This window comes from Evansella cellulosilytica DSM 2522 (assembly GCF_000177235.2).
In the GTDB taxonomy this organism is placed as follows: domain Bacteria; phylum Bacillota; class Bacilli; order Bacillales; family Salisediminibacteriaceae; genus Evansella; species Evansella cellulosilytica.
In genome coordinates this window covers 1,058,176-1,078,488 of record NC_014829.1, presented here as the reverse complement: position 1 = coordinate 1,078,488, position 20,313 = coordinate 1,058,176, and the positions used below count along the sequence as shown (strand labels likewise).

The following is a 20,313-nucleotide window of genomic DNA, read 5'->3' as shown; positions in this document are numbered from 1 at the left end:
GGGATTGCGGTCGCTACGCACATTGCTTAGAGGTTGACTCCAAAAGGTAAAAAAATCAACCTTTTGAGTCAACCTCATACGATAACAACTATTACATTTTATCAATTCTCGTAATAAGCTTCTCACCGGTATGTTCATCTTTGAAGTAGGAGATCATGATCGTATCTCCTTCCTTTAATTCGCTCACTATATCTTCTAGGTTTGGGTTGAAAATAAATTCGGCTATTTCTCCATAAACATCATCCGTTTTTATTGTATTGTCACTAGCGCGTCCATAAAAATTTCCTAAAGTAATCATTTCTTCAGAAGGGTGATTGAGTCTATATTCAGAGGTTCCCTCCTCATTTTCCACTTCAAAAAGACCTTCCGACTCACTTCTGTATTCAACGTCAATAGAGTTAATGGCTTCGTGAAATTCCTTGATTCGTACTTCATAGTCTCGTGATAGATTAATTCCAAACCTCGCCTTAATTAACACGTTATCTCTTTCCAGTAAAACTGTATTTCTTAATTCATTTGTACTAGTTTCATAAGTGATATACATATGAACATCTTCTATGTCTTCAATTGTACTAGTATCAATAAATTCAAAATCTGGATTCATGCCTTCATGGGATGCAATAATGGAAGCAATGTTTTCTTCTGTCGCCTCTCCTTCACAAGATACACTCAAAATTTCACGTAAGTATGTGTCCGTGTAATAAAACAAATGCCTATACTGCTCTTGAATTATTTCCCCATCATTTGACGTGTTGTAACCCATTCTCTCTGACAAAGTCAAAGAGAGGTTTACTCCTGCTTCACAGCTTTGCGTAACAACCATCGGTTTGCGATCTTCCATTGTCTTTTCGATAAAAATCGTGGAAGCCATCGCAAGTACTTCTGCTTCACTTTCCTTGTCGTCCTTATCCGTCACATTTAGTTGGACAACATACACTTTTTCATTAATTGCTTTACCTAAAAAATAATGTAAACTATTATTCTCTTCATTTTCCGCACTATAAATCAAGTCAAAAAAACAAAGTTCCGGATAATCATCAATCTGTAATTCTACTGTTGCAGGCTGCAATTGCTTAAACATTCTAAGATCATTCGTAATATCATAAATCGTCGCTGGTTCCCAGCTTGGCATTTCATAAATCCCAATAGTTGCTGCTGGTTCTTCATCTCGATCCGTTTTATCTTCAACCTCAGCACGAATAGTTACACCAGGATAATGTAATTCGTCTTCTCCTCGCATTACAGTTCCTGTGTATGTATTGGTCTCGTATCCAGGTAGTACATGGACATGACCACCAAACTCGAAATCGAATGTGTTCCCTTCAACCGTTCTCTCTTCTCCTTCAACCGAAACAACTAGTTCATTATCGTCTTTCAACGAAGGTGCCTCACATGCAAGATCTTCTTGGACACTGTCTGTTTCGCCTACGGACGCAGACGAATCTGGATCACCTTCAGCTGTATTACATCCAGCCATCACCATTAATATAGCTATAAGATAAATTAATTTCATTCTGCCTACCCCTTATGTCATTATTTCACTGTGTTTTAAGCACTATAAATTATTATTCTATCATAATTTTGTTTTAGGAGGGGGACAGATCCTAAAGATTCCTTCCTTTCCTCTCCTGCTCAAAAAAGAGGAACTGAAAAAGGGAAATATCGGAGGCCGTTGAAAAAGTTGTTTTTTTCAGTGCCCTCATCAAAAAAGCGCTTAGAAAAGAACAGGACAGTTCTCTCTAAGCACCTCGGCCCACTGGAATGTATTAAAAATTTGCTCTTGATTGTCCACCATCTACATTTAAGGTTGCACCTATAACCCATTTAGCACGTTCCGATGCTAAGAAAACAACGACATCAGCAACCTCCCCCACTGTTCCAAAACGTCCTGCCGGAATTTCGTCCTCGACAAATTGCTTCATCTTATCTGGGTTTTCCTCTAAACGGCGTTGCCAATTTCCTGTTGGATGCAGTATGCTTCCTGGAGCTACGCCATTGACGCGGACACCATTTTTTACCGCCTCGTCAGCAAATGCCTTCGTAAAAGAAATCATTGCTGATTTTGCGTTGTTGTAGGTTACTTTCCCACCACTTTCTCTTCCAAAAATGGAGGATATGTTTATGATACTTCCGGTTTTTTGCTTTTTCATTTCGCTATACGCTAGCTTTGAAAGGTGAACAGCTGAAAAGAAATTTAATTGCATTGCTTGCTCAAACTCTTCGATATTTGTCTCTTCTACTGTGGAACCTTGTGAGCCCCCCGCATTATTGATTAAAATATCGATATTTTCAAACTCATTCATAAACTCATTGAAAACGCGAATTCTATCCGCTTCTGATGTCATATCCCCTTGAAAAATAGCGATTTTCTCTTCTTCATTCTTTAAAGCATTCAGTGCTTTCTCGTCTCTTGCTACTACACCAACTTGTGCGCCTTCTTTTAGAAAAGCTTTTGCAATTCCTTTTCCAATCCCTTTTGAGCCACCTGTAATCAACACTTTTTTTTCTGATAAGTTTAAGTCCACTTACTCTTCCCCCTTCACCATGCGGTCAATGATTTTTTGATGTGATACTGGGAATGGATACCAATCTATATCTTCCTTATCGACAAACTTGAAGGAGCTACTTTCTAGATCCGTTTCTTCGCCCCATTCTCCAACTTCACCGCTATACACATCAATCTCCCAAATAAGATGTGTAAAAACGTGTTTAACGTGCTGCTTCACTGTGACGTTTACATCGACCTCTAACTGGGCTGTCTCCTTCATATAATTAACGATAGCTTCTATATTGTCTGCTTCCACATTCGGAAACTGCCATAGATTTGCTAGTAAACCCGTTTCTGGTCGTTTTTGAATTAAAACTTGTCCAGCTTTATTTTTCACTACGAGCGCTAGCATATTTTTTTGCTTTGGCTTCGCTTTTTTTGCCTTTACTGGCAATGTTTCTTGTACACCCTCTTCGCGGGCTCTACATTGAAGTTGCACTGGGCAAATGAGACATGCAGGGTTTCGTGGTGTACAGATGAGAGCGCCTAATTCCATTAAAGCTTGATTGAATTCAGATGGATGTTGTTCCGAAATAATTTGTTCAATAATTGCTTCTATTTTTTTCCTCGTAGTCACTTTGCTTATATCATCGTACATCAATAAAAGACGCGTCACAACACGCATGACATTCCCATCAACGGCAGGTGCTGGAATATTATAGGCAATACTTAATATCGCTCCTGCAGTATAAGGGCCAACCCCTCGCAAACGAGAAATCTCGGCTTTATTATTAGGAACCATTCCACCGTAAACTTCATTCACTTCCTTGACAGCCGCATGTAAGTTCCGCGCTCTCGAATAATAGCCTAGACCTTCCCACGCTTTTAGCACTGTTTCTTCCTCAGCTTCTGCCAGTGCTTTAGCTGATGGAAAAAGGGAAATGAACCTCTCATAATAAGGGATGACTGTATCGACTTTCGTTTGCTGTAGCATGATTTCTGACACCCATATTTTATAAGGGTCTCTCTCTCTTCTCCAAGGTAAATCTCTTTTATTTTCTTCATACCAATGAAGGAGGTTAGCTTGAAAATCTTCTGCAGGCCACTCTCGTAATTCTTCTATATTCATTTCTGGTTTCCCCCTAAGTTCTTCCTTAAGACCTTTTCACAAATGCCCAACAATGGACCTTTTCTATTCCACCCTCAACGTATTGGTCGAACTGTCCAAAAATAGGATGGGCTTTATCTCTTCTTACGTTCTTTATATCATGGTAATGAGAATGTGTCGGTAGCTTAAACATTTCTACGTATAAGTTCTTTTGATCAGCTGCTTCAAACCACTCCGTCTCAATCGCTTCGTGTCGTTCCAACTCCTTCATAACATCGGGCATTTTATTTTCAAATTCCTTTACATACTCACTTTTAATTCTATACTCCATAAATATGTGCAATTGATTATTCATATTGAAAACTCCTTTTGAAAATTAATAAGATTGGGTAATAATATAGTTAAGAGTGTAACGATTTTTTTAAAAATGAATAACAACGGTTTACTTTCGTACATACCGACAATAATGTTAAAGCATAAAGTAATTGTACCACCACCAAGGAGGGAAGCATATGGATACGGGAACCCATGTTGTCATGGGAGTCGCTCTTGGCGGCTTAGCAACACTGGATCCTATCGTTTCTGGAAGTCCGACAATGACTCAGGCAGTGATGCTCGGTGCGATCATCGGCTCTCAAGCACCTGATTTTGACACGGTACTAAAACTAAAAAATAACGCAACCTACTTAAGACATCATAGGGGAGTTACTCACTCTATACCAGCTTGGTTTATATGGCCAACACTCATCACTATCGTTTTGACACTTACTATTCCAAACGTGAACGTACTTCACCTATGGCTATGGACGTTTTTAGCTGTATTCCTTCATGTTTTTGTTGATATTTTTAATGCATATGGAACGAAGGCTTTTGCTCCTATTAAGGATAAGTGGATTGCATTAGGCGTTATTAATATTTTTGACATCTTTATATTTATCACTCACATTATCGGCATTATTCTTTGGCGATTTGGTACAGACCCAGGTTGGACGTTTTTAGCGATGTACGCAGTAATTACCTGTTACTATATTTGGAGAGTACGTGCGCAACGGGCAGTTTACCGTTATGTAAAAAGTCTTCATCCTGACGCAACGCATATTTTCACATCACCTACGTACCGGTGGAACAGTTGGCATATCGTTGTGCGTACAAAAGATGAAATGTACGTTGCTAAAATGAAGAATGGGACTCTAGAGTATTTTGAAACATATCCTTTTGAGACAATTCCTGATTTGCAAATCATTAAGGATGCTCGTAAGGACCCAAATTTAAGTGCGTTTCTCTCTTTTTCTCCTGCATATCGATGGGAGGTTACTGAGGAATCGCATGGATATACTGTAAAATTTGTTGATCTTCGTTATCGTAGTAAAGGGCATTATCCGTTCATTGCTATCGTGCGATTAAACTCTGAACATGAAATACTTTCCTCTTACACGGGGTGGATTTTTAATAATGAAACGTTGAAGAGAAAGCTTGAAGTTGCAATTTAATTTTTTTAAGACCTATCCCAGCCACTTAATAAAGGCTGCTAGCACATTGCTAAGAGGGTGACGCAATAGGTTATTACAACCTTTGCGTCACCCTCTTGTGTATGGTATAGCCACTCAATTTCCTCTGTTGTACATAAATTAATGGTAAAACTTTTTTTGCTCGAATAATTCTCGATATTTCGGCTTTTCGATGAGTACTTCATGAAGTCGAGAGCCATAATTGTTGATCCATTGTGACAATATCTTTTCCGTCATTTCTTGCCCCTGATATTTACGGCCAGCTTTTGCATATGTCGCTTCAAAATCCTCCCATAATAGCTCAATCCACGTTCTTGCCTCTGCATAAGAGATCTTATTGTTTTGCTCTAAGAGCTGCGTTGTTAATCGTTCAAAGTAATCATTCATCATCTTTCCTTACCCCTTTTACAACAATTTCAAATCATATTTTAGTGTTTTGCTCAAATAATATAAGTGTTCCCAATAAAAAGGAGGTTTTCTTTTATGCGTAATAAAGAAAAAGGCTTCCCACCGAGAATATCTTTAGATGGAGAACCTAGAGCAAAAGCTGCTTACGCATCCAAACGTGCTGACGGATCCATCAACGACCATCCAGCAGAACGTATGCAAGCTTCTACCCAAAGTAGAAAGCATGACCCTGGTGAGTAGATTTGCGAGTGACCTCCTCTATTGAGGAACGACCTCCACAATAATGTGAATGAATGACGAGAGGGCTGATTCTAGCTCCTCTCCTTTCATTATTTTTTACTGCCTAATAGAGAAATTGGCAATGCTTCTTCCTCAGATGAGTCATTTCTATATCCCCAAGCAAATACACCGTTCATGTAGGAAATTTTAAACTGCTCTTGAGAGTCACGTATTTCATATGTGTCTCCAGCTTTGAAGGCGGATGGATCCATCAAATACGCTTGAGCCATTACCATTTTTCGCTCATAAACGGCATATTCATTTATGATTCCCATTTGTTCCGCTTTTTGTGCCTTCACTTTTAATTGCGCAATTTCGGACATCAATTCCTGTTGGGTCATTTGACTATAGCGTTTTTCCATTTTAACTCTCCTATAAAAACTTATTTACGTGTATTATAAACAAATGCATCTACTTATGAAAGAAATTAACCCTCTTCCTTTACTCGTTCATTTATCCATTTATCGATTAAGTCTATTTGAAATCCTTTTTGATATAAAAACTGTTTTATTCTCATATCTCTTTCATAATTCTCATATTTCATAAACTTTCTTAACGCTTTTTCTCCTTGCTTTGCAATTGCCTGCCATTCCAAATCCTCATTAAAACTGTTATCTAAATCACTCTCTTCAATCGCTTCCTTAGCAACATTAGTAGAAAAGCCTCTTTGAAGTAAAAATTGATGCATTTTTTGTTTCTTCTGCTTTTGAGAGTCTGATTTATAGCCTGACTTTTTTTTCGAGATAATGACCATTGCGTTTTCCAATTGCTCTTCCATTGGATACTGCTTCATCGCTTGATCAATATGCTTTTGTGATATCCCTTTTTCGTATAGCTCCTGTTCAATAATGAAGGGACCCTTTTTTTGCGTATTTTTTTTCGTTCTGACGAAAGCCTCTGCAAACATAAGATCATCGAGCACATTTAAATCCTTTAGTCGATCAATTAGGTTATGTGCATCTTCCGGACTAATTTCCAGATCCTTTAAATATGTGAACACTTCTTTTTCTGATCTCATACGGTAAGATATATAGTTGAGCGTTTTTTGGAACGCTTTATCTAATACATCTTCTTCGCGAATGTTTGCAATTTCCTGTTGTGACAATTCTTTCCCTTTAGACAAATGATGCTTAATAAAAACATCTTCAGAAACGGAGAAAGCATATTCTTCCCCTTCCCCTTTATCTATATATATATGAAAACGAGCTTTACTTCGTTTCGCTGGGGTTATTTTTGTGATCTTCGGCATGATCATCACCTCATTATTATCGTATCATATGCTTGGCTAAAAACGTTTGATTTTTAACGAAAAAAGGTAAAAAATGAAAGTAGGATACATATAGAAAATAACAATTCCTTATCGTCTTCACAATAAAACAAAATAAGCATATAGGAGGGAAATAGATTATGAAGATTGCAATTGCGGGTGGCTCTGGTTTTATAGGCAAAGCTTTAACATCATTACTCGTTAATAACGGACATCACGTTTTCGTATTAACAAGACATGCCGCACAACATCAATCAAAGGAAAACGTCACTTTTATACAGTGGTTAACAAATAATGCAAAACCCGAGCTTGAGCTAGAAGGTATTGATGCGATCATAAATTTAGCTGGTGAAAGCTTAAATAGCGGACGTTGGACAAAGGAAAAGAAACAGCAGCTACGCAATAGCAGAATTTCTGCAACAAATGAAGTCGTAAGGATTATCGAATCAATGCAATCAAGGCCAAATGTTTTAGTAAACGGCTCCGCTATTGGCTATTATGGAACCTCCTTAACAAGCACGTTCACAGAGGGAGATATTGTAAAAAGTAACGATTTCTTAAGCTCTTTAGTGCATGATTGGGAAGATACAACCTCTCCTTTGATAGGTGAACTCCGTATTGTATATGCAAGATTTGGAATCGTCCTTTCAAAAGAAGCTGGTGCTTTAAAGAAAATGCTGTTGCCTTATAAAATGTTCGTTGGTGGAAAATTAGGGTCCGGTCAGCAATGGATGTCTTGGGTCCATATTGAGGATACGGTGCGAGCACTCGAGCACTGCATTCAAACACCATCGATTAGTGGTCCAGTTAATATAACATCACCTACACCTGTTAGAATGCATGAATTCGGAAAAACGTTAGCTACTGTCATTAACCGGCCTTATTGGGCACCTGTCCCTAGCTTCGTATTGAAAACAGTATTAGGAGAAATGAGCACGCTCGTTTTAGAAGGGCAACGAGTACTTCCGCGGAATTTGCAGGAAACAGGATTTACATTCATTTATCCGAGTTTAAAAGAAGCTTTGGACAGCTTGTTTGAAACTACTTAAGAAAAAAATTGCTATTTTTTGCATATGCGTCCACTTGTTAGGTTACGCTATAAACGACTAAATTTGACAAGTTGAGGTGATCTTTTTTGGAAAACAAAAAGAAAAAAACGAGAGAAGGTAGAAAATCTTTAAGCAGTACACAAGAGGTTTTATATCAGTCAGATTTTAAAGCTGCAGATCGCGCGTTCCAACGTTCAAAAGGAAACGCATAGCAACGACATTCACCATAGAAATCAACACGAAAGGATGAACGTAATGGATGCAAAAAAACGTGACAAAGATATTATTGATACAGATAAGGTAAATGATAATGAGTATGTAGAGTTTTCTGAAGAGTTAGCAGACGCTGATGATAAAGAAGCACAAGAACGTGAGGATGCTGCTGACCACCGTGCACAACAAAGAGATGTTTAGTACATACTTACGGAATCCTTTAGCCCCTTTATTAAAGGATTTCGTATTTTTATTTTATTAAATTTCAAAAAATTTTTAATATAAAGGTGGGCAAATGATGAAAAGATAGGTATCATGAAGGTAGAGGACAAATGATATATAAGGGGGATTACTTTAAAGTGATCGAATTTTTCGGCGTCTTCTTCATCTTCATGACTTTCATCATCATTTTGTTTTTGTTAAACATCCTTACAAGCATATGGGCGTATAGAGACTCTCTTCGACGTGGAAACAGCAAAGAGTATAGTTTAATTGTTTTACTTGGAACATTGTTCTTTCCAGTTGTAGGTTTAATCGTCTATTATGTTATCCGTCATGATTCATAAATACCTCTTTAGACTTTCAACAATATATCCACCTTAAGTTTCCAATACTTTCTTTTCATCTATTACACTTCACATTCCGTCGTAGTTTGGGTCAAAATATATTAAGTGAAAGGCTTGGTGAGCGCCAATGAGTTTATTACCTCCTAGTTTTTTAGGAAAAAAAGTGTACTTGGACAGTACGAACAAACGATATTATGTCGTGAAATATGAGGAGCATATTGGAAAGAAAAAAACGAATGTTTTACTTTTCGATCAAGACTCTCCTGTTATTTTTGCTGTACTTCATGACGATGGACATTTCTTGGATTCTTTTTACTTAACGAATAAGACGACAAAGGAATCTGCCCGCGTTCTTGAAGAATACAAAAAAATATCCGATCGAAAAAAGCAACATAGAGTAACACAAGAGGATTTAAAGGATGCATTAAAGCCTATAGAAGAGGCAAAAATGAAAAATGAAAATATTATCAAGCACCTCGTTGACGAACATTTAGAGGATATCAAGCATTTATGGCCTTCAAGACTATTAACACTCCAAAAAACAGAAGGAAAATCAGAACAATCTTTAATTCTTTCTGCCTTAGATCAAGCATTAGAAAAAGCTAATGCGTCAAAATCCTTTCAATTTCTAACCAATCACCGATACGATTCACATATTCCAATACTAGGTATGCATATAAACCAATATCCCCAGCTATTAGATGATGTGACTAATTACTATTTATCACATAATGAACTTGAAATTGCCCGACAGTTTTTAAACGAAGCAGTAAAGAATATTTCGCTACATGAACAAGAGTTGCTAGAACAGCTATTAAATACAGCTAAGCGAATTGATCACATCTACTATACGAAAACGTTGAGACTTATATTAAGCAAGCTTTTCAAAAGGGTGAAGGAAGAAAAGGGAGTATCTCCAAAAGCATGGCTCAGGGAGACTATTAATGACAAATCTCTCAAGCGCTCAATTGTAGATTCAGTGAAAAAGAAAATCGGCTAATACGCATTACGACAAATAAAAGCTATTAAAGTTTCTGGCAATCGTTCCACTTGCCGCGCGCCCACTATAAGCATTTATAGTGGGCTTTAAAAGATTGGTGCGGCTGCGCATATTGCTTAGAGGTTGACTCAAAAGGTAAAAATCAACCTTTTGAGTTTTATATTATCCCGAAAAAATTAGTCGTAAATATGGTTACTAATAAAATGACAATGAATAATAACTGACTTAGTGTGAGCTTATATGCATTTCGGTTTTCTGCATATTTCCACTCTAGCATAGCTCTAGCTCCCTCGCTCCCAATAATGAACACAAAAGCTAAATACCACGGCTCTAAATACCATAACCAATCCGATGGATCTCTAGACATATTAATGATATAACCGAGAACGAGGACGGCAATAAAAGTAATCCTAATTGTCCAATCTATTTTTGCATGTTTTTCATTCACGTGGTTATATGAAAAAAACTTCTTTTTCTCAACTTTTAGTAATTTTCTCATTAGCACATTAAAGGAAACTAGCACTAATAATAAAAAAGTTAATAAAACCAATAACTTCAGCCATTCGTTTGTTTCAAGTCCGTACAAAAATATCACCTCATTTAAAATTTTCGATCATGCCAGGAGAATTATTGGAGCTTCATTTTCCATAGGTGGGGAAGTCACTTTAATGTTTCTCAGTTAGCTTCTTGAAATATTCGACAACCTCAGAAGAGTTTCTTATCATTTTTAGCTTGTCATTATATGGGGTTAACAAATTCAAAATCTCTGACTTACTTTCATTTTCAAAAACAGTATTATAATGATATAAATCTTTTAAAATTTTTAATGACGGTTTATAATTTGATTTTTCGACCCCAATCTTTTGCTTGATAAACCTTGTCATTATTCTCATTTTTCTTTTTGTGATATTTGTGTTTAAAAAGATAATGAGGTCAGCATGATGAAAAGAAGGTGATACCCATTTGTGGTGAACGCCTTCAACAATCCATTTTTCATTGGTGACTATCGATCTTAAATAATCGTCTCGCTCCTGTTCAGTTCGTCTTACATCTCCATTATTACGTCGCTTCCAAACGACATTATCTAATTCATAAAAAGGAGTATTAAGTTGGGCGGAAAGTTCCTTAGCTAAGGTGGTTTTCCCACTACCGATTGATCCTATAATATGTATTTTATTAGGTAAGTTTGTTTCCATATAAATCCTCACTTTTTCAATAGGGGTACTAGTTTAACTGCAAATCCTTATTTCCCTCTACAATTAGTTTAACACTTTTTTCCAACTAAATGGTAAGGAAAACGTTATAATGTAAACTGCGCTAATTGTTCTCCCCATGAAGACACTAAACCCTCTTCAAATCGAGCTTTTTTGTAAGCTACTTTAGCTGTAATATTATCAGGGTTGTATCATCCCTCTTTATACTCATATAGGAGTATATATTTTAGTACTAAAATATCGACACTCTCTCGGAAAAAACTATTTGTTTAACAACAATATTTTGGAGTGCCCACTACAAGACACAGACATATAGTGGGCTTTCAAGTGATTTCGGCAGCACTGTCCATGGCTTAAAGGTAGACTTAATAGTTTATTTAACTTGGTTTTACGACAGCTTAAAAAGACTTATTCGAAAAATATACTTTTTCCATCAACATTTACAGAGGAAATGTTAGAGATGTCTAATAACCTATCCGTTAAAAACTTCACTGTAACCTTGTTATCCTCGCTAAAGCTTCTGACTAAGTCAAATGGTAAAGTACTACCGTCAGTCATTGTAACAGCTACTTTAATGTTATTTAATTCATTCAAATAACCATTGCCATATATTGTGATTCCTAATGGAGAAACAGACAAAGAATCAGATGTCCAAGTGTGAAAATCTTCCAAGTAATTGATTCTTTTTTCTTCTCCTGTTGTTTTCATTCTAAATGTAGTGCTCCAATTACCTGTAGTATACTTTTCGCTAGAAACAAAATGTCCTATTAAGTGGTCGTTCTCTAGATCAATGTTGTTGGTCCTAAATATATATTCTGTGAAATCTCTACCATAATTGGTTTGACCATTATCATCAGTTCCAAAATATATATTGGAAGGACGTACCTCTTTGCCATTATTATCAGTAAAGTAGAAATATCCATGGTCATCCATTCCGTTTTCTGTCCAGTTTACTTGTATATGGAGACGATCATCAATCATACCAATATTAGAGATATGCATAAAATCAATTTCAGGCAGACTAATTGTGTTTTGATTTGGTTTTAAGACCTGAACTGTTTCTTCTTTACGAAGTTGGTAAAATAGGGTACCACCACCTCCTGGAATGTTGTTCATATCTAGAGGGATCGTATCAGGATATTTTCTAGTAAATTCTGATAGGTTAGCATTTACTGACACTTCATACGTTTCTTTATCACTTAAAAAAGAACTTATACGTAAGTTAACTTTATTATCATTAAGTTCCTTACCGCCTGCAACAATTCTAAGTATTGCTGAGTTTGTTACTTCATCAAAACTTATTATTTCATGGGTGAACATACGAGCACCCGTCATAGAGTAGTCATAAAGATCTAACGTTTCATCAATTCTATCACCTGTTACATCTTGCAGTGTTATATATATAACAGCCATTTCATTATCGCTCATTGCACCAACTACTTCTGCTCTAATCCCATTACTTTCACTACTTTCTTCTACTGGCTGTAACATTAATGCCACGTCTGGACTAACATGAAAGATTAGATTATTAAAGCTTGGTATAAATGCAGCTACTACTCCAGTTGAAAACAAAATGGCTGTCGATACTCCTACTGAGAGTACTACTTTTTTTAATTTTCGTCGTTTTGGCTTTTCTGATTTTGCCTTTAATACACCTAACTTTGACCTTTCATGTAGTTCTTTTGGAATCACAATTTTTTCTATTTCGTTCTTTATATTATTTCCCACAAATACCACCCCCGCTAGCTTTTTTTCGGAGTTTTTCTAATGAACGATATAATAACGTTTTAACAGTGCCTAGTGGTATGTTTAGTACCTCTCCAATTTCCTTAAGTGTATATTCCTTATAAAACCTTAAAATGATGATGCTTTTTTCTTCTTCGTTCAAATAATCCAATAATTGTTTCAGAGAGATTGATAGTGAAATATCCTCACTCTCTGAAGGGATAAACTCCTCATACTCTCGTTTTAAGTGAACCACTTTCTTGTTTTTTCTAATGCAACTGACAGAACAATTAATCGTAATTTTCATTAACCAAGTCTTAAAATACTGAGGATTTTTTAATGTTTCTATTTTTGTGAAGGAACGATAAGCAACTTCTTGCACGACATCTAGTGCATCGTCTTTGTTCTTTACATATACGTAAGCCATTCTATAAATGTCTTGTTCGTATTTTTGAAAGAGTTTTAAGAAAGCTTTATCGTCTCCTTTTTGTGCTTTAGTAACTAATCGATTAATTGTAACTCCCCCTTTCTTTTTGTCTCTCTTCTATTAGACAAATGAAAGTAGCATTTGGCTTTATTTATTTAAAATCAAAAAAATAAAACAAGGTAGTAAATCCTTGTTTATCTTTGATACCTTTTTTATTGTAAATTTGAAAACTATCTACCTTTCTGTATTCCCTCTTCATCAAATGCTCGCCACCGCATGTAATAGACTAGGTTTCCATATTTTCACAAATGTTTATTGGTTTTCTAGAAATTTCATCTCCAATTATTCATGCATCGCTTTTCTTTGTTTTGTTATAAATAACTGGCGTCTTAAATAGCCATTTGTCCCATGTTTTATCATCTAACGCTAGTTCAATCATAAAAGCACTTACATTAATTCTACTTGTTTTACCTGCATTGAATAGCGGACTCCTAATAGGCGAATCAAAAACTTCATATGGTGTTTGTTCATCATGATTGATTAATGTATCAGGTCTTACTATAGACCATTCTATTCTATCGTCCCTTTTACCAATTTCATAAATAAGATAATTGGCAGCTTTCATATTATCTCTATGAGGCGGAAGCATCAGCTTTAGTAAAGTAAAAATCACTTTTTCTCCGAAAGAATTCACTTCACCTAAAAGAGAATTCGTATAACCTGTTGTCCCCATAAGTATAAGCTTTATATTTTCGTTACACTTATTTTGAACTATGTTACAAACTTTTTTTATCGCATCAAACACTAAATAACGAGGTTTGCCAAACATTCCTTTTGGTGTGATATTATGACCGAGACACGAGATCACGACATTGCATCCACTTAAAATGTTTTGCATCTCATCATCATCTAGTTCATTAATATTCCCTTTTACAACTTCTACTAAAGGATTTTCTTCGATGTCTTTGGGCAGAATTGCAGTGTTCCTAATGAGAGCCCTAGTATTTATTTGATTTTTGATTAATTGTTTAACGACTTGCCTACCTGTAGCGCCGCTTGCTCCAAAAACTAGTACTCTCATATTCTACCTCCTGTTATCTATTACATAATCACGGTATGTTCTAAAGTTGAAATTACATCAACTACTTAATCGCGATATGAATCTCTATTTTTCCATCAGGGTAATATTTTTCGAAATCGTATGAGTAGGCTCTATTTAATGTCCCCTCTTCTTCTCGACTCCATATTTCTTTCCAAGTATTTATTATTCCTTGATCATCTTCTACATTTACATTAAAAACTTCATACTGACTGTCTTCGGAAATTTGAACATTATTTTCTACAGCCTTACTACTCTCGATAGCTACACTTAATGAATAATCACCTTTATAATCACTCTCATAATCATAATATACGCCATAAATAACTACTTCACGACTGCTTAATTGAGTTGATGCTTCTTGCCACAATTCAGATATCTTCTTCATGATCAGTTCATCCTTGAAGTTATTTGTTCTTACACTATTAATAAATATGAGGTTCATTTTAAATACCCCTTCCATACCATTTTAGATATCTTTGTCATTCTACATAAAGGTAATATTTTCCTTCTTACATATATATAAATTTTTTAGATGTGCTGAAGTAAGGGAACTCAACAGGTTTGATTTTTACCTGTTGAGTTCCCTTATGCGACGATGTGCGAGTGTAGCCATTGCCAGTAATCTTATTGGCTTATGGAAAACACAGACTCACACTTTTACAATATAACTACTTTACAACACATGAAGGCTACATATGACTTTATTAGCTTTCATTTGCGAGCATGTGAACCGCTGTCTCATGCATGTCTTTTATACGTGAAGCCTTAGCATATTCAGCCACTGTGATGCCACTAGTTGATAACAGCTCAACAATGTGCTCCTCCATTCTTGGCCAAGTTTTCCCACCGCAATTATCATAAGCAGCAATTAGCTTTGATAGCCCCTCTCTTCCAAAAAGTAAGTAATGTGACATGAAGTCGACTGATACATCCCCTATTCCAACTTCTGTCCAATCTATCAAACCTGTCACGTGGTTGTTTTTATCAATAAGAGTATGGCCTGGATGTAAATCTCCGTGCTTCACCCCAACGTGGGTTGGCCAAAGATTCTCTTCCGCTAGCCATGCTTGCCAGCGCTCCCATAAAGATGGATTTATTTCGTATTGCTCTTTCACACGTTCCATTCGCTGCTTCATAGAAGCTCTTAACTCACCAGCACTAATTATTTCAATACCACATTTACTAAACTCTTGCTGAGGCAATGCGTGTAAATTTGCTAGCACTTTTCCTAATGAGTAATAATATTCAGAAGGAAGATTATTTTCATCAAAACTCCAAACGTAGCTCTCTGTCTCAATATCAATAGTAGCCGCCGGAACTCCTTCTAACTGTTTATAGGCAATGAGATTTTCAGCAAATATCGACCAATCTGGAACTTGAAAGCTGGCATATTTATTTATTATTTCTAGTGATATTTTCTCTTGTAATGCATGTCTCATAGATTCTGGTCTACGTGGGATTCTTAGTATCCATTTATCTCCGTGCCGATCCTTTGCATGTGCTACTTGAAAGTCAACACCTGATTCATTTATTTTTATCGTATCTTCTAAAATATCTAGACCGTTACTTTTAGCTAATTGTTTAAGTTTTAGTGTATTCATGTTCCTCTTCATCTCCTGATTTTTTAAAATTGTTTTTCCACTGAGGTAGACTGTTATTGAAGTAGGCTCGCAGCTAGTGTAGCCATTACAAGAGCTTTTATTAACTTATCGTACAGCCTCTTCTCTTTTTCTTGTTTTCATATAATAAAAAACACAGACAGGCTACTGTCTGTGAATAATTGAGTAAACGAGTGGACAACAAATAGATGTCTTCAGTAGTATGAAATAGACAATTTCGAGATGGGGTAAGCGTGTTTTCTCAAAGCAACAACCAAATATGATTAATGCCAGAAAACCGATTTAGAAAAATGCATTGCTTAGTATCGAGGTGTTCGTCTTTTGAGTTAAACACATTAATTCTATCCCATTCACACATATTTTTTCATTGAATGGTCGAAATTCGCAAAACCTTTACTTTCTTGACTAAACAAAAAAGACAGATGTTGTACATCTGCCTCTTCACATAAAGTATATACTTCCCCGTTGAAGGTTATTAAAAATATGCAGACTACTCCCGTTTACTCTGTTTTATGAAAACAGAGCCTTTGAACATATTAAGTTACTTCGTGTTCAAAGCTTCCTGGCGTAATCTTCCTGCATGCATCATTTTTAACAACCCTCCTTTCATTATGTATTACATACTATACTCTATTAATTTGTTAATATCAATATTATCTGCGTAAAAAACATTGTCCAAGAAAATAGCACATTGGTTGCTTTATATGCTCCTCTTTTCTATTTAAATGTAGCTACTTTTAAGTGAGAATACTAATAATTATCAATAATTCCCCCGATAGAAGCTGCTTTTACAATAGATTCCTCCATAATTGCTATTATTTCCTCCTTTGTTCCATATACGACTATACCTAATATCTCTACATCTCTCATTTTTTTACCCTCTAGTGTGCTATACGCTTTATTGTGATCGCTTGAAAAGCTAGTTTCAAGTAAATCGAGAAATCTATTATATTCATAATCTAAATTTGTTTGTGAATGATATGAATGAGTGGAAAAACCTAAAGCTTCTCGTTCACGTATAAATGTGGCACTCCAATCATAATTTGTTGCTTCTTCTTGAAATGTTTCTATCTGGCTATCAGAGAAGGTATTAATCCAGAACCAAGTCAATATTGGAAGTTCATCAAAAGGTAATTCACTTTGCTTGTAAGGTTTATCAAAGGAGAGCGCAACCTCAAAGATTTTATCTCCACCAATGCGATTAATTAGGTCTTCGTCATTATTGTATTTTTTATAAGTGACTTTTGGATGAAAAAACATCATTTCTCTCCACCCATTATCTTTATATTGAAATTGCCATTCTTCGGCCGTGCTCCCGATACTGCTACCGTGGCCTCTTGAAATCAATGTAGATGGAAAAAGACTAAAAGAATATTGATTTTGTTCAATGACAACTGCTTTTCTTTTCATGTTTTTTGAAACTTTGTAATTACTAGTTCCTCCAAGGAAACCTGTTGAATCAATTGATTCACTTATATAGCCATTGGGCGTAGTAAGCCTGACATAGGCATCCCATTGTTCAAATGCCTTTTGACTAAAATATGCAGAGAGTGCGAAATTGGTAATGTTTAAAACTACAAATAGTAAAAAAGAAACTAAAATAATTGTAATAATAGACTTTAGCTTGCCTTTTTTAATCGCCTTTTCTACTTTCTTTTCATCAAAAATATCATCTGTATAATCACTCATGAAGAGTCCTCCAGTTCATTTGAAATTCTTTTCTTGCACGGAATAAATAAGTCTTAATGGTCCCTTCTTTCATTCCAAGTAATAATCCAATCTCTTTATAACTTAGTTCGAGTTCATATTTTAATAATAGAAGTTGCTTGTAGACTTCTTGCAACTGGCTTATGGTATGCACTATTTCATTATTCATTTCAATAGTTAATACACTGGATTCGGTATCATGATCATTGGAGAAATTATCCCAGAAGCGTTCATCCGTGATAGACATGACTTGTTCTTTCCCTTTTTTCTTTAAAATTCTTTTAAATTCATTCATTGAAATAGAAAAAATATAAGAAAGTGCTTTGTTTGTAGAAACACCACTACTATAAGCGATATATTTCATATAGCTTTCTTGTACAATATCTTCTGCATCTTCATGACTACATCCGTTCTTTTTTAAATAGTAGTAGATCATTTTTGCTTGTTTATTATATAACTGCAACAAAAATTCAGAATCCATAATACCTCCCCTCAAATCCCCCTTATAATATAGAGTCCTTTCCCAATAATAAGTTTACAAGGAATATCAAAATAAAAATAAAAACATTGATTACAAAAAAAGCCATTCTTTTTCTTAAAGAATAGCTCCCTCCTATTTTAAAGTTCCATAATGAATTCTTTATTTCATTCATTACAATTTATCATTTTGCTCAAACAAGTCTTTAGAAAAATAAGTATACAATTGATAAAAAGATTAACAGGAAAAAAAGATAACATAGAATAAGAATATATTGTTTATCACTACGCGCATATTTCCATTCTAAATAAGCACGAAAGATAAAGAGAACAAGGATAAAAGAAAACCAAACAAATAAACTACTGTAAGCAAAGAATAACAGTATGATAAATACAATAAAAAGACCTCTTTCAATCCAAGCTTGAACGGAGTTAATATGCTTATATGATAATCCATAGTTTTTAATATCGAATTTTCTTTTTAGTAGCTTAATAACAGCAAGTTGAATACCGAAAATAATTACACTTACAACAATTAATTCTATCCAGTTAATAGTTTTCACCTCCAAATCGTCAACAAACTTATTGTATTGTGTCTAATAAATACTCATCTAAATATACATACATTCAATCTTTTCTACTCTCTCTATTTAATGTTAACACTAATTCTTATTCAGTTGGGAGTAATTGTAAAAAAACTCTTCATTTTTTCAGAAACGTATCTTTGATCCAATATGATGTAAAGTGAAATATCGCAATCTGACAAAAAGAGGGATGCTGAGAATAACGGGTTCCGTTACCTATCGCAAAACTTTAATTTGTATACCAAAATGCAAATAAAATTGTGCATCAACTTGCACTGCAAAATGCAGTTCTTTTTGATTGCAAAAATCAGCCCAGTTCAACAAGAACTGAGCCATAGATTAAATTTATATATTTTTCTTCTTCAACTAACGTTTGTTGAACAACTAAGCTCTTGAAAAACCTCCTTCTGAGTTAATTATCTGTCCGGTAATCCATTGTGCCTCTTCACTAGCAAGAAATGATACTAACCGAGCTGCATCCTCAGGCAATCCAACTCTCCCTGACAAGAATTTACTTATTAAATGAGTTTTTATCTCATCTGTCATCCAGCCTGTATCCGTAGGACCTGGATTTATTGCGTTTACAGTAATGCCTAATGGTGCCAATTCCGCCGATAAAGAAAGCGTGAAAGCTGATATAGCTCCCTTTGTTGCAACATAGGCTAATTCACCAGTCATCGGTCCAAGTGCTTGTCCTGATGTCATATTGATAATTCTGCCCATCAATTTATTTTGTTGCTTTAAGCGACGAGCAAATTCAACACTTAGGAGGAAAGTTGCCCTCATATTTACTGCGTAATGGTTATCAAGAGTTTCTGCATCTAATTTCATATATCCATCTCTCGTGGAATGTGCTGCATTATTAACTAATATCGTTGGCATGCCCAATTGGTGAGTAACCATATCAAGTATTTTAAAAGGGGCGTTTGATTCGGATAAATCAATTTCTAAGTTGCAACATCTTACTCCGTTTTCTTGTATTATTTCATCTTGGAACTTTACTACCCAATCATCCTCAGAACCCCAATGGGTAAAGAATATATCCGCACCTTCTTTTGCTAACTTACGACAAATAGCCGTTCCAATTCCTTTATTATAGCTTGCACCAGTGACTACTGCTATAGACCCATCTAATTTCATAATCTCTCCCCCCATCGAACAAAACTTCAAATATTTATTCTCGTTTCTTAATAAACAATCCTGCCCGATTGTTTAAGTGCATTTGTTCACAAACCTTAGTTTTTTATTTTAACAATGATTTCAATTTTTCTATCTTTTGTAAATAATATCTTTCCAATCATATACTTTATCTGCAACCCCAATCCTTTGTGCAGGAGTTTGTTCAAACCCATTTGATTTAGAGGTTTGGCAGAAATTATAATGCGTACTTAATATAGTAATTGCCATTTGTGCATATTTGGGATTAAAGCTACTGTAAATATATGATTTTCCATCTCCTTTAGAAGTCACCAATGGTCTTTCTAAGAAAGAAATACTTCGTTTTATTTCCTGTAAAAAAGCGTTCACAGTTTTTACTTTCTATTAAAAAAAGAGGCTGTCCCAAAAGCAAAT

Annotated in this window: 25 protein-coding genes and 1 pseudogene; 7 read left to right on the top strand and 19 right to left on the bottom strand. The window is 35.3% G+C overall.

Annotated elements, in window-relative coordinates; all coding sequences use genetic code 11:
- Positions 1-91: 91 nt before the first annotated feature.
- The 4 genes from BCELL_RS04895 to BCELL_RS04880 form a co-directional block, all read right to left on the bottom strand.
- Complete coding sequence (locus BCELL_RS04895; RefSeq protein ID WP_013487584.1) at positions 92-1,513, bottom strand: hypothetical protein; 1,422 nt, start codon at positions 1,511-1,513, stop codon at positions 92-94.
- Positions 1,514-1,766: 253 nt separating this feature from the next.
- Positions 1,767-2,525 carry an SDR family NAD(P)-dependent oxidoreductase gene (locus tag BCELL_RS04890; RefSeq protein ID WP_013487583.1) on the bottom strand — a complete coding sequence of 253 codons (759 nt, stop codon included), beginning with the start codon at positions 2,523-2,525 and terminating at the stop codon, positions 1,767-1,769.
- Positions 2,526-3,617: an A/G-specific adenine glycosylase gene (mutY, locus tag BCELL_RS04885; RefSeq protein WP_013487582.1), complete on the bottom strand. Its 1,092-nt coding sequence runs from the start codon at positions 3,615-3,617 to the stop codon at positions 2,526-2,528. It lies immediately after the preceding gene.
- Between the two features lie 25 nt (positions 3,618-3,642).
- The gene (locus tag BCELL_RS04880) at positions 3,643-3,951 is read right to left on the bottom strand and encodes a hypothetical protein (protein ID WP_013487581.1); all 309 of its coding nucleotides are present in this window, start codon (positions 3,949-3,951) and stop codon (positions 3,643-3,645) included.
- A gap of 157 nt (positions 3,952-4,108) precedes the next feature.
- Between BCELL_RS04880 and BCELL_RS04875 the strand changes: the two genes are divergently transcribed.
- Positions 4,109-5,086 (top strand): metal-dependent hydrolase, encoded by a 978-nt coding sequence (locus tag BCELL_RS04875; protein ID WP_013487580.1) that lies wholly within the window; start codon positions 4,109-4,111, stop codon positions 5,084-5,086.
- A gap of 138 nt (positions 5,087-5,224) precedes the next feature.
- On the opposite strand, the gene BCELL_RS04870 is transcribed toward BCELL_RS04875, so the two are convergent.
- A complete protein-coding gene (locus tag BCELL_RS04870; protein WP_013487579.1) occupies positions 5,225-5,491 on the bottom strand; it encodes a YfhJ family protein in 267 nt (88 codons plus the stop codon).
- Positions 5,492-5,587: 96 nt separating this feature from the next.
- Between BCELL_RS04870 and sspK the strand changes: the two genes are divergently transcribed.
- Positions 5,588-5,752, top strand: coding sequence for a small, acid-soluble spore protein K (sspK, locus tag BCELL_RS04865; protein ID WP_013487578.1), 165 nt, complete (start codon positions 5,588-5,590; stop codon positions 5,750-5,752).
- Between the two features lie 89 nt (positions 5,753-5,841).
- Here sspK and BCELL_RS04860 read toward each other — a convergent pair whose 3' ends face one another.
- Positions 5,842-6,153 (bottom strand): YfhH family protein, encoded by a 312-nt coding sequence (locus BCELL_RS04860; protein WP_013487577.1) that lies wholly within the window; start codon positions 6,151-6,153, stop codon positions 5,842-5,844.
- Positions 6,154-6,218: 65 nt separating this feature from the next.
- Positions 6,219-7,040 carry a recombination regulator RecX gene (gene recX, locus BCELL_RS04855; protein WP_013487576.1) on the bottom strand — a complete coding sequence of 274 codons (822 nt, stop codon included), beginning with the start codon at positions 7,038-7,040 and terminating at the stop codon, positions 6,219-6,221.
- A gap of 158 nt (positions 7,041-7,198) precedes the next feature.
- Here recX and BCELL_RS04850 point away from each other — a divergent pair, with 158 nt between their 5' ends.
- The 5 genes from BCELL_RS04850 (at position 7,199) to BCELL_RS04845 (ending at position 9,886) form a co-directional block, all read left to right on the top strand.
- The gene (locus BCELL_RS04850) at positions 7,199-8,107 is read left to right on the top strand and encodes a TIGR01777 family oxidoreductase (protein ID WP_013487575.1); all 909 of its coding nucleotides are present in this window, start codon (positions 7,199-7,201) and stop codon (positions 8,105-8,107) included.
- An 86-nt stretch (positions 8,108-8,193) separates the two neighbouring features.
- Entirely contained in the window at positions 8,194-8,319 is a 126-nt protein-coding gene (locus BCELL_RS21995) for a YfhE family protein (RefSeq protein WP_013487574.1), read from the top strand.
- Positions 8,320-8,353: 34 nt separating this feature from the next.
- Positions 8,354-8,521 (top strand): YfhD family protein, encoded by a 168-nt coding sequence (locus BCELL_RS21990; protein WP_081457231.1) that lies wholly within the window; start codon positions 8,354-8,356, stop codon positions 8,519-8,521.
- Between the two features lie 131 nt (positions 8,522-8,652).
- Positions 8,653-8,886, top strand: coding sequence for a PLDc N-terminal domain-containing protein (locus tag BCELL_RS21985; protein WP_013487572.1), 234 nt, complete (start codon positions 8,653-8,655; stop codon positions 8,884-8,886).
- Between the two features lie 127 nt (positions 8,887-9,013).
- Positions 9,014-9,886 carry a hypothetical protein gene (locus BCELL_RS04845; protein WP_013487571.1) on the top strand — a complete coding sequence of 291 codons (873 nt, stop codon included), beginning with the start codon at positions 9,014-9,016 and terminating at the stop codon, positions 9,884-9,886.
- Positions 9,887-10,043: 157 nt separating this feature from the next.
- Here BCELL_RS04845 and BCELL_RS04840 read toward each other — a convergent pair whose 3' ends face one another.
- From BCELL_RS04840 to BCELL_RS04785, 12 genes and pseudogenes are all read right to left on the bottom strand, one after another.
- The gene (locus tag BCELL_RS04840) at positions 10,044-10,481 is read right to left on the bottom strand and encodes a DUF4181 domain-containing protein (protein WP_342633092.1); all 438 of its coding nucleotides are present in this window, start codon (positions 10,479-10,481) and stop codon (positions 10,044-10,046) included.
- 70 nt (positions 10,482-10,551) lie between these two features.
- Positions 10,552-11,082, bottom strand: coding sequence for an AAA family ATPase (locus BCELL_RS04835; protein WP_013487569.1), 531 nt, complete (start codon positions 11,080-11,082; stop codon positions 10,552-10,554).
- Positions 11,083-11,508: 426 nt separating this feature from the next.
- Positions 11,509-12,828 carry a DUF4179 domain-containing protein gene (locus BCELL_RS04830; protein ID WP_013487568.1) on the bottom strand — a complete coding sequence of 440 codons (1,320 nt, stop codon included), beginning with the start codon at positions 12,826-12,828 and terminating at the stop codon, positions 11,509-11,511.
- The gene (locus BCELL_RS04825; RefSeq protein WP_013487567.1) at positions 12,818-13,339 is read right to left on the bottom strand and encodes an RNA polymerase sigma factor; all 522 of its coding nucleotides are present in this window, start codon (positions 13,337-13,339) and stop codon (positions 12,818-12,820) included. The genes BCELL_RS04830 and BCELL_RS04825 overlap by 11 nt, the downstream gene beginning before the upstream one ends.
- A 259-nt stretch (positions 13,340-13,598) precedes the next feature.
- Complete coding sequence (locus BCELL_RS04820; RefSeq protein ID WP_013487565.1) at positions 13,599-14,333, bottom strand: SDR family oxidoreductase; 735 nt, start codon at positions 14,331-14,333, stop codon at positions 13,599-13,601.
- Positions 14,334-14,394: 61 nt separating this feature from the next.
- A complete protein-coding gene (locus BCELL_RS04815; protein ID WP_013487564.1) occupies positions 14,395-14,796 on the bottom strand; it encodes a GyrI-like domain-containing protein in 402 nt (133 codons plus the stop codon).
- A 262-nt stretch (positions 14,797-15,058) separates the two neighbouring features.
- The gene (locus tag BCELL_RS04810; RefSeq protein WP_013487563.1) at positions 15,059-15,955 is read right to left on the bottom strand and encodes a macrolide 2'-phosphotransferase; all 897 of its coding nucleotides are present in this window, start codon (positions 15,953-15,955) and stop codon (positions 15,059-15,061) included.
- Between the two features lie 768 nt (positions 15,956-16,723).
- Positions 16,724-17,662, bottom strand: coding sequence for an anti sigma factor C-terminal domain-containing protein (locus tag BCELL_RS04805; RefSeq protein WP_013487562.1), 939 nt, complete (start codon positions 17,660-17,662; stop codon positions 16,724-16,726).
- The gene (locus BCELL_RS04800) at positions 17,655-18,161 is read right to left on the bottom strand and encodes an RNA polymerase sigma factor (RefSeq protein WP_013487561.1); all 507 of its coding nucleotides are present in this window, start codon (positions 18,159-18,161) and stop codon (positions 17,655-17,657) included. Before BCELL_RS04800 ends, BCELL_RS04805 begins: the two co-directional genes overlap by 8 nt.
- A 202-nt stretch (positions 18,162-18,363) precedes the next feature.
- On the bottom strand, positions 18,364-18,720 hold the full coding sequence (locus tag BCELL_RS04795; protein WP_157184175.1) for a DUF4181 domain-containing protein: 357 nt from the start codon (positions 18,718-18,720) through the stop codon (positions 18,364-18,366).
- 405 nt (positions 18,721-19,125) lie between these two features.
- The gene (locus tag BCELL_RS04790) at positions 19,126-19,881 is read right to left on the bottom strand and encodes an SDR family oxidoreductase (protein WP_013487560.1); all 756 of its coding nucleotides are present in this window, start codon (positions 19,879-19,881) and stop codon (positions 19,126-19,128) included.
- Between the two features lie 129 nt (positions 19,882-20,010).
- Positions 20,011-20,271 (bottom strand): annotated as a pseudogene (locus tag BCELL_RS04785) (insertion element protein); the annotation flags it as partial.
- Between the last annotated feature and the right edge of the window lie 42 nt (positions 20,272-20,313).

Coding starts and splice junctions, on each gene's coding strand:
- BCELL_RS04845 (WP_013487571.1), top strand. CDS start 9,014: ATGAGTTTATTACCTCCTAGTTTTTTAGGAAAAAAAGTGTACTTGGAC.
- BCELL_RS04805 (WP_013487562.1), bottom strand. CDS start 17,662: ATGAGTGATTATACAGATGATATTTTTGATGAAAAGAAAGTAGAAAAG.
- BCELL_RS04850 (WP_013487575.1), top strand. CDS start 7,199: ATGAAGATTGCAATTGCGGGTGGCTCTGGTTTTATAGGCAAAGCTTTA.
- BCELL_RS04790 (WP_013487560.1), bottom strand. CDS start 19,881: ATGAAATTAGATGGGTCTATAGCAGTAGTCACTGGTGCAAGCTATAAT.
- BCELL_RS04895 (WP_013487584.1), bottom strand. CDS start 1,513: ATGAAATTAATTTATCTTATAGCTATATTAATGGTGATGGCTGGATGT.
- BCELL_RS04860 (WP_013487577.1), bottom strand. CDS start 6,153: ATGGAAAAACGCTATAGTCAAATGACCCAACAGGAATTGATGTCCGAA.
- BCELL_RS04810 (WP_013487563.1), bottom strand. CDS start 15,955: ATGAATACACTAAAACTTAAACAATTAGCTAAAAGTAACGGTCTAGAT.
- mutY (WP_013487582.1), bottom strand. CDS start 3,617: ATGAATATAGAAGAATTACGAGAGTGGCCTGCAGAAGATTTTCAAGCT.
- BCELL_RS04820 (WP_013487565.1), bottom strand. CDS start 14,333: ATGAGAGTACTAGTTTTTGGAGCAAGCGGCGCTACAGGTAGGCAAGTC.
- BCELL_RS21985 (WP_013487572.1), top strand. CDS start 8,653: ATGATATATAAGGGGGATTACTTTAAAGTGATCGAATTTTTCGGCGTC.
- recX (WP_013487576.1), bottom strand. CDS start 7,040: ATGCCGAAGATCACAAAAATAACCCCAGCGAAACGAAGTAAAGCTCGT.
- BCELL_RS04835 (WP_013487569.1), bottom strand. CDS start 11,082: ATGGAAACAAACTTACCTAATAAAATACATATTATAGGATCAATCGGT.
- BCELL_RS04875 (WP_013487580.1), top strand. CDS start 4,109: ATGGATACGGGAACCCATGTTGTCATGGGAGTCGCTCTTGGCGGCTTA.
- BCELL_RS04800 (WP_013487561.1), bottom strand. CDS start 18,161: ATGGATTCTGAATTTTTGTTGCAGTTATATAATAAACAAGCAAAAATG.
- BCELL_RS04870 (WP_013487579.1), bottom strand. CDS start 5,491: ATGAATGATTACTTTGAACGATTAACAACGCAGCTCTTAGAGCAAAAC.
- BCELL_RS21990 (WP_081457231.1), top strand. CDS start 8,354: ATGAACGTAATGGATGCAAAAAAACGTGACAAAGATATTATTGATACA.
- BCELL_RS04815 (WP_013487564.1), bottom strand. CDS start 14,796: ATGAACCTCATATTTATTAATAGTGTAAGAACAAATAACTTCAAGGAT.
- BCELL_RS04880 (WP_013487581.1), bottom strand. CDS start 3,951: ATGAATAATCAATTGCACATATTTATGGAGTATAGAATTAAAAGTGAG.
- sspK (WP_013487578.1), top strand. CDS start 5,588: ATGCGTAATAAAGAAAAAGGCTTCCCACCGAGAATATCTTTAGATGGA.